This window comes from uncultured Roseovarius sp. (genome assembly GCF_947489715.1).
Taxonomy (GTDB): Bacteria; Pseudomonadota; Alphaproteobacteria; order Rhodobacterales; family Rhodobacteraceae; genus Roseovarius.
In genome coordinates this window covers 51,231-63,437 of sequence record NZ_CANLER010000002.1, presented here as the reverse complement: position 1 = coordinate 63,437, position 12,207 = coordinate 51,231, and the positions used below count along the sequence as shown (strand labels likewise).

The following is a 12,207-nucleotide window of genomic DNA, read 5'->3' as shown; positions in this document are numbered from 1 at the left end:
ACCGAAATCGGTATAACGTCGGTATTTTGTCGGTATTACGTCGGTGCCGAAAGCGGTGTTTTGCGGGGTTAACAGGGCGAACGGCGGGCGTGCGGGTATCTTGCCTGGTATGGCGCGGGGATGGTGGCAGGGTCGTCACCCGCGTTTTGGAAGGCGGTCGGTCTGTCCTTAACGGTCCGCTCTGATCTGCCTAACGCGGGCCTGATCTGTGCCTGTCCGATGCCGTCACGAAGGTGATGTTGCTGTTCTGACCAATCCCGTATTTCAGACATAGCAGGATCACCGCCAGGCTCAGAACCAACCAGATGGCCCCCCACAGCGCAGCAGTGCCGCCGACCCGTTCTGCCAGCATATACGCGTCGGAGCGCATCCCCGACCGGGCGATGGTGTCGTCAAAGATGTCATAGGGAACATAGAGCATGCTGGTCAGGCCAATGACCCGCAGGACCATATCGTTGATGGCAATGCTGAGGTATCGGGAAACTGCCAGCATCAGAATGCCGGTTATCGCGCAGAAGATAAGGGCGAAGGAATCGCGAATGTAAAATGCGGTGACCAGAAGAATGACAACGCCACAAAACCCCAGCAGAAGCCGGTCCGCGTTGGTGCGCAGCGCCAGGATCAGCAACACGATACCGATGAGGAGCGAGCCCACATACCCGGCTGACAGCGTTGCAAAGGCACTGCCGCCGCGGGTCAGGATCTGGCCGCCTTGTTGCGGCGAGAGGGTGATGTCCACGATCATACCGCCGGTCAGGAGTGCGGCCAGCCCATGAGACAGCTCGTGCATGAACACGATCAGGATTTTCAGGGGAAATATTGCGGGCGTGTTCCACAGCAAGAACACGATCCCGGTGATGAGAATAAGTTGCCAATGGCCCGTGATCATTTTCATGACGCGATCACGCATGGATGGTTGGAAAATGTCAAACCGGCAGGCCGCAAGATAAAAGGGGCGCGGCAGATGCCGAGGTTGGCATTGGCAGGATTACCGGATTGGCATCCCTGCAAGCCATGCCGGAACAGAAAAACGCCGCGGTTAGTGGCACCGCGGCGTTTGAATTTTCGGGATTTGCCCCGGATTAATCGTTGCCGTTCAGCGCGGTCAGACCCTTGAGGATGTCGATGGCATAGGCCAGCTGATAATCCTCGTCGCGCAGTTTGGCGGCTTCTTCGGCGCGGGCGTTATCCTCTTCGATCTGGCGGATTTCATCCTCGGACAGGCTGTCATTGTTCAGGCTGCCGCGCAGATCAGCCTCGGAACGGAAACCGCGCTGTTCTTCCTCTTCCTCCTCGGATTCGGGGGTGCGGCGGGGCTGTTCAACCACGATGTCAGGGGACACGCCCAAAGCCTGGATCGACCGGCCCGACGGCGTGTAATAGCGCGCCGTGGTCAGGCGCATGGCGCCGTCACCGCGCAGCGGCAGGACCGTCTGAACCGACCCTTTGCCAAAGCTTTTTGTGCCCACGACGATGGCGCGGCGGTGATCCTTGAGGGCACCGGCCACGATCTCGGAGGCGCTGGCAGAACCGCCATTGATCAGCACAACGATCGGCTTGCCCTGCGCCAGATCACCGGCGGTGGCATTGAAACGGTCGCCATCCTCGGGGTTGCGGCCCCGCGTGCTGACAATCTCGCCCTCATCCAGGAAGGCATCCGAAACGCGGATCGCCTGGGTCAGCAGGCCACCGGGGTTGTTGCGCAGATCAAGCACGATGCCACGGATGTTGTCGATGCCGCCCGCTTCTTCGACCTGTTCGGCAAGACCGCTTTCGAGGTTCTTGTAGGTCTGATCGTTGAAAGTGGTGACGCGCAGGACAACGGTGTCCTGTTCGGTGCGGGTGCGCACGGCGGTCAGTTTGATGGTGTCGCGCACGATCGAGACATCAAACGGTTCGGTCTCGCCTTCACGGACGATGGTGATCACGATCTCGCTGCCAACAGGGCCGCGCATCAAATCGACAGCCTCGTCCAGGGTCAGGCCCAGCACGCTTTCGGCGTCGACATGGGTGATGAAATCGCCAGATTCAATCCCGGCCTCATCCGCCGGGGTGCCGTCAATCGGTGAGACGACTTTGACGAAACCGTCTTCCTGGGTGACCTCGATGCCCAGACCACCGAATTCGCCACGGGTCTGCACGCGCATGTCGGCGGCATCATCGGGCGACAGGTAGCTGGAATGCGGGTCAAGCGAGGTGAGCATGCCGTTGATCGCGGCCTCGATCAGGTCACCCTCGTCCACTTCCTCGACATATTGTGTGCGGATCCGGTCAAAGATGATGCCAAAGAGGTCAAGCTGCTCGTAGACATCCGTGCTTTTGTTGGCTTCCTGTGCCAGCAACGGGGCAGCGACCTGTGTCGTCACAACAACGCCGGCCAGCGTTCCGGCCGCGGCGGCCATCAGGAATTTTTTCATCGCGTAGTCATCCTTCGTCAGTCATGAACCACTGTGCCGGGTCCACGGGCGTGTTTTGTTGTCTTACCTCTATATAGAGGGTTTGCGTCTGACCGGTAGCCGTTTCCTGACCGTCGCGTGGCAATAAAGCGCCGGGATCGGGGTCAACGCCGCCCATCAACCCCACGGGGCTGCCAGCCGGAAGTACCTGTCCTGTCTGACCATAGACCACGTCAAGCCCGGCAAGCACCAGCAGAATCCCGGCCTGGGGCTCCAAAATGATAACATTTCCGTAATCAAGCAGGGGGCCGGTATAGCGCAGCGTTGCGGCGGTGGGCGTGCTGACCAGCGCGCGGGGACGGGTGGCCATGACGATGCCGGGACGGGCGATGCCGGCGGCGTCTGCCTCGTTCGCGCGCCGCAGGATGCGGCCCTGCACCGGCAGTTTCAGCGTGCCCTTGCGATCGGTAATGTCGGGCAGGCTGCCCGAGCTTTCACCCACGGCGATCTGGCTGAGACCGCTGGCGAAACCTTCGAGCGTTTCGGTCGAGGCGATCAGCAGGGCGGTCTTGACCGGGTCTTCGGTAAAGCGTCGGGGCAGGTCGGTCCGGTCGGAAATGGCCTGCGACAGGGCGGTACGCGCCTCTTGTGCGCCATCAAGCCCCTGTTGCAGTTTGTCGGCGGCACTTTGCTGAAGCGCGCGCAGCACGCTGATCTCTTGCAGCTTGTCGCGCAGTTCGGCGGCGCGGACGTTGAGTGCCGGGGCGACCTCGGCCAGGATCATGCCCGAGCGTGCGGTGCCCACCGGGCCGGACGGGTGCAGCAGCAGCACCGGTGAAGGGGCGCTGCCCATGGATTGCAGCACGCCCAGCAGCTGCGCGATTTCGGCTTCGCGCGCCTGCAATTCGCGGCTCAGCACCTCTTCGCGGATGGCGGCGCGGCGCACGCCCTCGCGCATGGCCTCGAGCCCGCTTTCAAAGGCGTGCACGGTTTCCGTCAATGCCTTGACGCGATTGCGGGCGCCATCGGCCTCGTCAAGCCGGATCGCGGCCTCGGCCAGGCGGTCGGCGGCGGCGCGGGCGGCATCGGCGGCGCGGTTTTCCTGCGCCAGGCAGGCCCCGGCAATGGTGCCTCCAGCAAGCAGGGCCGCAATCAGCCGCATGTGATCAGGCTCTTGCCGGTCATCTCGGGCGGCACCGCGAGGTTCATGAGGTCCAGCAATGTTGGTGCCAGATCGGCCAGACGCCCTGTGCGCAGCTGCGCCCCGTCCGGCCCCCCCAGCAAGATCACGGGTACCGGGTTCAGGGTATGGGCGGTGTGCGGTTTGCCGGTGTCGGGATCGACCATCACCTCGCAATTGCCGTGATCGGCAGTGACGATCATGGCGCCGCCGACCTGTTCAAGCGCCGCGGTCACCCGGGCCAGGCTCTGATCGACGGCTTCGCAGGCGGCCATCGCGGCCTGCAAATCGCCGGTATGGCCGACCATGTCGGGATTGGCGTAGTTCACCACGATCAGGTCATAGCCCTTCCTGATCGCTTCGACGAAATGGTCCGTCACCTCGGCCGCAGACATTTCGGGTTGCAGATCATAGGTGGCGACATCGGGTGAACTGGCAAGATACCTGTCTTCGCCCGGTTCGGGCGTTTCCTTGCCGCCATTCAGAAAGAAGGTGACATGGGGGTATTTCTCGGTCTCGGCGGAATGATACTGGGACTTGCCCTGTTTTCCGACCCATTCGGCCAGGGTGTTTTCCGGGCGCTCATCGGGAAAGATGCAATCCATGTAGTTGGAATGACGGCGGGAATATTCGGTGAAACCGCTGACAATCGCAAAATCGGGACGCGGGCCGGTGTCGAACGCATCGAAATCCGGATCCGCGAAGGTCGCCAGAATTTCGCGGGCGCGGTCGGCGCGGAAATTCAGGCACAAAATGCCGTCGCCGTCTTTCATGCCCTCATAATCACCCAGCACGCGCGGTTTGATGAACTCATCCGTGCGGCCCTTGCCATAGGCGTTGTCGATGGCGTCCGAGGCGGTTTCGGCGGTGTATCCCTTGGCATTGGCAAGCGCCTGAAAGGCCAGCTCTACCCGGTCCCAGCGATTGTCGCGGTCCATCGCGTAATATCGCCCCGACACGGTGGCGATGAAGGCCCCGTCGGGCAACGCCTCGCGCAATTCCTCAAGATAGGTCTTGGCCGAAACCTGTGCCACATCACGCCCGTCGGTGAATGCGTGGATGGCCACCCGTAGCCCGTGATCGGTCAGCGCGCGGGCGGCGGCGATCATGTGTTCGATATGCGAGTGCACGCCGCCATCCGACAGAACCCCCAGCAAATGCGCGGTGCCACCGGACGCTTTCAGTTTTCCGGCAAAGCGCTGAACGCCGGGCAGGGTGGCAAAACTGCCGGTGCGGATGGCGTGATCAATCCGGCGCAAATCCATTTCAACCACGCGGCCCGCGCCGATGTTCATATGCCCGACCTCGGAATTGCCCATCTGCCCCTCGGGCAGGCCGACATCGGGGCCGTGGGTGATCAGTGTATTATTGGGGCAGGTCGCCATCAGCCGGTCAAAGGTCGGCGTGGCTGCCAAAGCAGGTGCATTGGCCTCGCGTCGGTCCGAGAGGCCCCATCCATCGAGAATGCACAGGACGACGGGTATTGGTGTGGTCATGACTGCTCCTGCCTGATGGACGCCTTCTAGCGAGTTCGGCGGGCAGGGTGAACAGCGTTTGCGATAACAGGCGCAGGAATTACAACATTAGCGTCAGGTGTGGCGCAGTGGCGGCTTTGCCGGGGCGGCCCGGCAGGGGCGGGGCGCGCCATACGCACGCACCCCGCTGGGTCTATTTACATCGAGTCCAGCAGCGCCTCGCCGCCGGAAACCTCGCAGACGCCGGGATTTTCTTCGGCTTGCAGCAGGCTGACGGTGCCATCTTCGACCAGCATCGCATAGCGTTTGGATCGCGACAGCAGGCCGGCGGGCGGGGCGTCGAAATCCATGCCGATGGCCTTGGTAAAGGACGCATCCGCATCGCCCAGCATGGTGATGCCGGCGTCAGATGCGCCTGTTGCCTCGCCCCAGGATTTCATCACGAACGGGTCATTGACGCTAATGCAGATCACCTCGTCCACACCCTTGCTGGCCAGGTCATCCTTGGTGCGGATGAAACTGGGCACATGGGCCGAATGACATGTGGGTGTAAAGGCGCCCGGCACGGCGAAGATCACCACCTTGCGGCCCTTGGTCTTATCGTCCAGCGCCACCGCCTCGGGGCCTTCTGCACCCATCTGCATCAGGGTCGCTGCGGGAAGTTTGTCGCCGGTAGAAATACTCATTGTCGCATCCTGTCTATCAATTGCGTTTCGGGTGGGTGTAGATATAGGCCGGGACAGGTGGCAAAGCCACGGCGAAATAAGGAGTAGGCGGGGTGACGCACGTAGTTGTGATTGGGGCAGGGCAGGCTGGTTCGTCTCTGGTGGCCAAGCTGCGCAATGGTGGTTTCGAGGGTCAGGTGACCCTGATTGGCGAAGAGCCGGTGCCACCCTATCAGCGTCCGCCTTTGTCGAAGAAATACCTGTTGGGCGAAATGGAGCTGGAGCGGCTTTATCTGCGACCCGAGAGTTTTTACGAGGAAAACGATATTGATCTGCGACTGGCGGCGCAGGTGAGTGGCATTGACCGCGCCGCGCAGGAGGTCATCCTGGGCGAGACCCGTGTCGGTTATGATCATCTGGTGCTGACGACCGGATCGACCCCGCGGCGGTTGCCAGCGGCGATCGGTGGCGCGTTGGACGGTGTCTTTGTCGTGCGTGACCTCAAGGATGTCGATGCGATGGAACCCGGCTTTGGCCCCGGCAAACGTGTGCTGATCGTGGGCGGTGGATATATCGGGCTTGAGGCGGCCGCGGTGGCGGCAAGCAAAGGCTTGCAGGTTGTACTGGTCGAGATGGCCGACCGTATCCTGCAACGGGTTGCGGCGCCTGAAACCTCGGATTTTTTCCGCGACCTGCATCAGGGGCACGGTGTTGATATCCGCGAGGGTGTGGGCCTTGAGACGCTGTTGGGGGACGGTCATGTCAGCGGTGCGCGGCTGATCGATGGTAGCGAACTGGAGGTGGATTTCGTGATCGTGGGCGTAGGTATCATGCCCGCCACGGCATTGGCCGAGGCTGCCGGTCTGGACATCGAGAACGGTATCAGGGTCAACGCGCAGGGGCAGACAAGCGACCCGGCGATCTGGGCGGCGGGGGATTGCGCCTCTTTCCCGCATGCGGGGGGGCGCATCCGGCTTGAAAGTGTGCCCAATGCGATCGACATGGCCGAATGTGTTGCCGAGAATATCATGGGTGCGGGCAAGACCTATGTGCCGCAGCCGTGGTTCTGGTCGGATCAGTATGATGTGAAATTGCAGATTGCCGGGCTGAATACCGGCTATGACCGGATTGTGACACGGCCCGGTGACGGGCCCGGGCATGCCTCTTTCTGGTATTACAAGGGCGATCAGTTGCTGGCCGTGGACGCGATGAACGAGCCGCGTGCCTATATGGTCGGCAAGCGGCTGATAGATGGCGGCAAGACCGCTGATCCGGCCATCGTTGCCGATCCGGAGGCCGATCTGAAGCAATTGATGCGCGCGTGAGAATCATTGGCGGTGCGCATCGGGGCCGGACATTGGCCTCGGTCGGGAAGGGGGACGCGGCTGCGCATCTCAGGCCCACGGCCGACCGGGTGCGCGAAAGCCTTTTCAACGTGCTGGCCGGGGGCTACGGCGATCCGGCAAGCGGGGCACGGGTGCTGGATATCTTTGCGGGCACCGGGGCATTGGGACTTGAAGCGCTGTCGCGCGGGGCCGAGTGCGTGACCTTTGTCGAGGATGGGCGCAAGGCGCAGAAAATCCTGTCTGAGAATATCGCGCTTTGCCGGGCAACGGCGCAGGTGAAGGTCATTCGCCGCGATGCCAGGCGGCTGGGCGAGAACCCGGATCAGGGCTATGACCTGATTTTTCTGGACCCGCCTTATGGCAAGGCGCTTGGCGAGGCGGCGCTGAGCGCGGCGCTGTCGGGGGGATGGATCGCGCCGGAGGCGTTGATCGTCTGGGAGGAAAGCGCGGCTCTCGAAGTCCCGGCCGCGCTGCGCCTGATCGAGGCGCGAACCTACGGGGATACAAAAATTTCGTTCCTTGAGAACAAAACCTGAATCATTTTCACGCAGTTTTAATCAAGTTCTGTTTTTGTTCTGTTTGTCACCAGGACGGAGAGTTTAAATGTTTCACACCCGCAATATCGCTGATGAGTTGGCTGGAATTCGGTCTGAGATTAATGCGTTGAAAGCACGCGAACAGATGTTGCGGGATGTGGTGTTGAGTGATCCTGACAGCCATGCCGGGCAGAACCATGAGGTTGTGGTAAAAAAGCAGAAGCGTCGTGTACTGCTGCGTGACAGACTGCCCGCACATATTCTTAGGAACCCCGCGTATTGGGAAGAACGCGAGGTACCGCATGTGACACTGCGCGAACGTCAGGCGTCCGATGTGGTCGACCTGTCAGCGCGCCGGGTCTTTACATCCAGCCCGGTTGATGAAGTCGATTGCGTGCCTCAGCGCGCTGTGCGTCCCGGTGATCCGGTGGCAGAACGCCCCAAATCGCCGGTTCTGAAACTGGTCGCGCCCGAGCATGAAGACAGTGACGTGCTTGAGGCGTTTGCCGACTAAGCAGAACGCTTTTACCGGTATGGGGCAGGCAAAGCCTGTCGCGCAGAGATCAGTTGCGCATCAGAGACGGGAGGTCACCGGTTAAACCGGCGGCCTCCCGAATAAATTTACGGCGCAGGGTGGGCATGGCATTGATCGCTCCCATCCCGAGATCGCGGCCCAGCCTGAGCAACGGGTTATCGTTGGAAAACAGCCGGTTGGTCAAATCGGTGGCCAGGGCCAACGTGGCCGTGTCGAAGCGCCGCCATTGCTGGTAACGTGCCAGAACGTCCGGCGCGCCGATGTCCTCGCCACGCCGGGCCGCCTCATCCAGAACCTGCGCCAGAGCGCCCACATCCCGAAGTCCGGCATTGAGGCCCTGACCGGCAATCGGATGCATGCCATGCGCGGCGTCCCCGATCAGGGCCAGTCGATCCGCGACAAATGAATTCGCAACCGTCAGTCCCAGCGGGTAGGTGAAGCGTTTGCCCCGCAGCTTGATCTGGCCGAGAAAATCCCCGAACCTGGGGCGCAGAACTTCCATGAAATCGGTATCGGAAAGGGCGGTGAACTCGGCAGCGGTCTCGTCAGATTCGCTCCAGACGATAGAGCTGACATTCCCCGGAAGCGGCAGGATGGCAAGCGGGCCCGGCGGCATGAAGAACTGATGCGCAATGCCTTCATGCGGCAGTTCATGTTCGATGGCGCAGACCAGCGCGGTCTGGCCATAACCCCAACCGGTGCGCTGGATGCCCGCCCGCTGCGCCGTGCCCGAAGCGCGCCCATCAGACCCGATCAGTAGCTTGCCGGCAAGCGTCTTGCCAGAGGCCAGCGTGATTGTGACGCCAGCCGGCAAGATTTCCTGCGCAACGACGGTTTCACCCGAGAGATGCGTTATGCCGGGGGTTTCTTCCATCGCCTCAAGAAAGGCGCGGCGCAGGAAGCGATCTTCGAGCATGTGGCCCATCGGGCCTTCTTCGATTTCGGCATGGTCGAAATGCATGAACAAAGGCGAGGCACCTTCGCCCGCGCGCCCGTCCGTGACCTTGATTTCCAGCATCGGTTGCGCATTTTCCGCCACCCGATCCCAGATGCCAATGGCGCGCAGCAACCTGACCGAGGCCAGCGCCAAAGCATAGCTGCGCCCGTCAAACGCCGCATTTTTGCGGATTTTTTCGCTGAGCGTGTCGATCACGGTGACCGAATGGCCTGACTGAGCCAGCGCAAGCGCGAGCGCCGGACCATTCAGGCCGCCGCCGACAATCAGGATTTCGCTGTCATGTTTCATAAGGTTACATATGGCGAGCGGCGTGGGATTGTCCATGTGCCGCACTGCCGCTACCGTTGAAAATTGATGAGGCGGTTTCAAGGAGGTGGTGATGCAAGAATGGCTATGGATGAGCGCGGCCGATCTTGGCCACAAAATCGGCGCTGGCGAGATCGACCCGGTGGCCCTGACCGAGACCTATCTTGCGGCAATTGACAGCCACCCGGTGCGCGATCGGATCTATTCGGCCATCACCCATGACCGGGCACGCGCCGAGGCATCCGCCGCGGCAGACCGGGCCAGGATGGGGCAGCGATTGGGGCCGCTTGACGGGGTGCCGATCAGTTGGAAAGACCTGTTTGATACCGCCGGAACCGAGACCTGTTCAGGGTCGGCCCTGTTGCAAGGCCGGGTGCCGGGACGTGACGCGAAAGTACTGCGGGCGGCCACGGCGGCGGGGCTGATCTGTCTGGGCAAGACCCATATGAGCGAGTTGGCCTTTTCCGGGCTGGGGCTGAACCCGATTACCGCGACACCGCCCAATGTGAACGATGTGCAGGCCGTACCGGGTGGGTCCTCTTCGGGGGCGGCGGCCTCGGTCGCCTTTGGGCTGGCGGCCTGCGGGATCGGATCAGATACGGGCGGTTCGGTGCGCATTCCGGCGGCGTGGAATGATCTGATCGGATTGAAAACCACCAGCGGCCGCGTCTCGCTGGAAGGTGTTGTTCCCCTATGTGAAAAATTCGATACGGTCGGGCCGCTGTCCCGGTCGGTTGAGGATTGTGCGCTGATGCTGGCGGCTCTGGAGGGGACGCGTGCGGTCGATTTGCGCGGCGCATCGCTGGACGGTATCCGGCTGGCCGCATTGCAGACCGAGGTGATGGAAGATGTGCGCGATGCACCGCTTGCGGGCTATCGCAGCGCGGTGGACCGATTGCAGGCAGCGGGGGCAATGATCGACAAGATCGATGCGCCGGAAGTGGCCGAGGCGATGCCAATGTCGGGCATCTTATTCACTGCCGAGGCCTATGGTACCTGGGGGACAGAAATTGAAGCCGCGCCCGACAAGATGTTTGCGCCGATCCTCGAACGGTTCCGATCAGGTCGGGATTTCAAGGCGTCGGATTACGTCGCCGCGTGGCAGCGGCTAGAGGTATTACGGGCGCAATGGCATGCGCGCGTGGCCGGATATGACGCGGTGATCCTGCCATCCGCGCCCACCTTGCCGCCGGAGGCCGAGCGGCTGATGACCGATGAAGATTATTATCTGACCGAGAATCTGCTGGCGCTGCGTAATACGCGGGTGGGCAACCTGATGGGGCTTTGCGCGGTTACGCTGCCGACAGGTATACCCAGTTGCGGCATCATGATGTGTGGCAAGCCCTTTGCCGAAGAACGGCTTTTGCGGGTGGCGGCGGCAGCCGAGGTGGCATTAAGCTGAATATTCGACCGTGACAGGAATATTTTTGCCGGGAAGGAGCCGGAGGTAAGAACCCTTGTAGCCTTGAAAACAAGGGGCTTGCGGGGGTCGTTCCGGTTGGTTGCCAAAAATGCCACAATTAACCTTTAGGGCCTTGGTTTTGCTGGACCTTTGAGCCGCGATTAGGGTAGATTCAGGACAAACGGGGCGATAACGATCCCGAACCTTGAGGCAGTATGTGATGTTTCCCGAGCGGTTTTCGAACCTACCGGCCTATGCGTTTCCGCGTTTGCGGAGCCTGTTGGACGCCCACGCGCCCGGCGGTGACGTTATGCATATGACCATTGGCGAGCCGGGACATGATTTTCCCCGCTGGATCGTTGATATCATTGCGCAAAATGCGGATGGTTTTGGAAACTATCCTGTCAATGAGGGGGCGCCGGGTCTACGCCGGGCGATCTGTGACTGGGTGGCGCGACGCTATGATGTGACGTTGGATGCGGAAACCCAGGTGATGGCATTAAACGGGACGCGCGAAGGGCTTTACAATGCGATGATGGCGCTGTGCCCCGAGATCAAGGGTGGCGCGCAGCCAAAGGTACTGCTGCCAAACCCGTTTTATCAGGTCTATATGGTGGCGGCGCTGAGCGTGGGGGCGGAACCGGTGTTTGTGCCTGCGACGCGCGAAACGGGATATTTACCGGATTTTCAGGCGCTGAGTGCCGATGTTCTGAACCAGGTGGCGGTGGCCTATCTCTGTTCACCCAGCAACCCGCAGGGCGCGGTGGCCAGCCGTGCCTATTGGGAAGGTTTGATCCGTCTGGCCGAGCAATATGATTTCAAGATTTTCGCGGATGAATGCTATTCCGAGATCTACCGCGATGAGCCACCGGTTGGTGCGCTGGAAGTGGCGCGGGATTTGAATGCGGACCCGGAACGGGTGGTGGTGTTTCACTCGCTCTCGAAGCGGTCCAACCTGCCGGGTCTGCGCAGTGGGTTCATCGCCGGCGGCCCGGAAAGCATCAAACGGGTCAGGCAATTGCGCAATTATGCGGGCGCACCCCTGCCGATGCCTTTGCAACATGCGGCCGAGAAGGTCTGGGATGACGAGGCGCATGTGCGCGAAAACCGCGCGCTTTATGCGGCGAAATACGCCAAGGCCGATGAGATCATGGGCGGTGTGCCGGGCTACACCAGTCCAGAAGCAGGGTTTTTCCTGTGGTTGCCGGTGGATGACGGTGAAGAGGCGACGATGAAATTATGGCTTGAGACTGGCGTGCGGGTGCTGCCCGGCGCGTATCTGAGCCGTGAGGCCGGGGGACAAAACCCCGGCAAAGGATATATCCGGGCCGCGATGGTGGCCCCAATAGAAGAGATGGCGCAGGGCCTCACCCGGCTTCGCGACTGTCTGTATAGTTGAGTGCAAAAG

11 protein-coding genes are annotated in these 12,207 nt (G+C 61.4%); 5 read left to right on the top strand and 6 right to left on the bottom strand.

Annotated elements, in window-relative coordinates; genetic code table 11:
• Nucleotides 1-190 precede the first annotated feature (190 nt).
• The 5 genes from Q1B27_RS05930 to Q1B27_RS05910 all read right to left on the bottom strand — a co-directional run bounded on the left by Q1B27_RS05930 (nt 191) and on the right by Q1B27_RS05910 (nt 5,737).
• Nucleotides 191-895: a M50 family metallopeptidase gene (locus tag Q1B27_RS05930; protein ID WP_299845125.1), complete on the bottom strand. Its 705-nt coding sequence runs from the start codon at nt 893-895 to the stop codon at nt 191-193.
• 187 nt (nt 896-1,082) lie between these two features.
• Nucleotides 1,083-2,417, bottom strand: a complete 1,335-nt coding sequence (locus Q1B27_RS05925; protein WP_299845121.1) for a S41 family peptidase — start codon at nt 2,415-2,417, stop codon at nt 1,083-1,085.
• Nucleotides 2,418-2,424: 7 nt separating this feature from the next.
• Nucleotides 2,425-3,558, bottom strand: coding sequence for a peptidase M23 (locus Q1B27_RS05920; protein WP_299845118.1), 1,134 nt, complete (start codon nt 3,556-3,558; stop codon nt 2,425-2,427).
• Entirely contained in the window at nt 3,549-5,072 is a 1,524-nt protein-coding gene (gene gpmI / locus Q1B27_RS05915; protein WP_299845115.1) for a 2,3-bisphosphoglycerate-independent phosphoglycerate mutase, read from the bottom strand. The genes Q1B27_RS05920 and gpmI overlap by 10 nt, the downstream gene beginning before the upstream one ends.
• Nucleotides 5,073-5,248: 176 nt before the next feature.
• Nucleotides 5,249-5,737: a peroxiredoxin gene (locus Q1B27_RS05910; RefSeq protein WP_299845112.1), complete on the bottom strand. Its 489-nt coding sequence runs from the start codon at nt 5,735-5,737 to the stop codon at nt 5,249-5,251.
• 92 nt (nt 5,738-5,829) lie between these two features.
• Here Q1B27_RS05910 and Q1B27_RS05905 point away from each other — a divergent pair, with 92 nt between their 5' ends.
• The 3 genes from Q1B27_RS05905 to Q1B27_RS05895 all read left to right on the top strand — a co-directional run bounded on the left by Q1B27_RS05905 (nt 5,830) and on the right by Q1B27_RS05895 (nt 8,112).
• Entirely contained in the window at nt 5,830-7,041 is a 1,212-nt protein-coding gene (locus Q1B27_RS05905; protein ID WP_299845109.1) for an FAD-dependent oxidoreductase, read from the top strand.
• A complete protein-coding gene (gene rsmD / locus Q1B27_RS05900) occupies nt 7,038-7,598 on the top strand; it encodes a 16S rRNA (guanine(966)-N(2))-methyltransferase RsmD (RefSeq protein WP_299845105.1) in 561 nt (186 codons plus the stop codon). Before Q1B27_RS05905 ends, rsmD begins: the two co-directional genes overlap by 4 nt.
• A 67-nt stretch (nt 7,599-7,665) precedes the next feature.
• Nucleotides 7,666-8,112, top strand: coding sequence for a hypothetical protein (locus Q1B27_RS05895; RefSeq protein ID WP_299845102.1), 447 nt, complete (start codon nt 7,666-7,668; stop codon nt 8,110-8,112).
• 49 nt (nt 8,113-8,161) lie between these two features.
• Here Q1B27_RS05895 and Q1B27_RS05890 read toward each other — a convergent pair whose 3' ends face one another.
• Nucleotides 8,162-9,379 (bottom strand): FAD-dependent monooxygenase, encoded by a 1,218-nt coding sequence (locus Q1B27_RS05890; RefSeq protein ID WP_299846806.1) that lies wholly within the window; start codon nt 9,377-9,379, stop codon nt 8,162-8,164.
• A gap of 91 nt (nt 9,380-9,470) precedes the next feature.
• On the opposite strand from Q1B27_RS05890, the gene Q1B27_RS05885 reads away from it, so the two are divergent.
• Nucleotides 9,471-10,799, top strand: a complete 1,329-nt coding sequence (locus Q1B27_RS05885) for an amidase (RefSeq protein ID WP_299845099.1) — start codon at nt 9,471-9,473, stop codon at nt 10,797-10,799.
• A 220-nt stretch (nt 10,800-11,019) separates the two neighbouring features.
• A complete protein-coding gene (locus tag Q1B27_RS05880) occupies nt 11,020-12,198 on the top strand; it encodes an aminotransferase class I/II-fold pyridoxal phosphate-dependent enzyme (RefSeq protein ID WP_299845096.1) in 1,179 nt (392 codons plus the stop codon).
• Nucleotides 12,199-12,207: the final 9 nt, after the last annotated feature.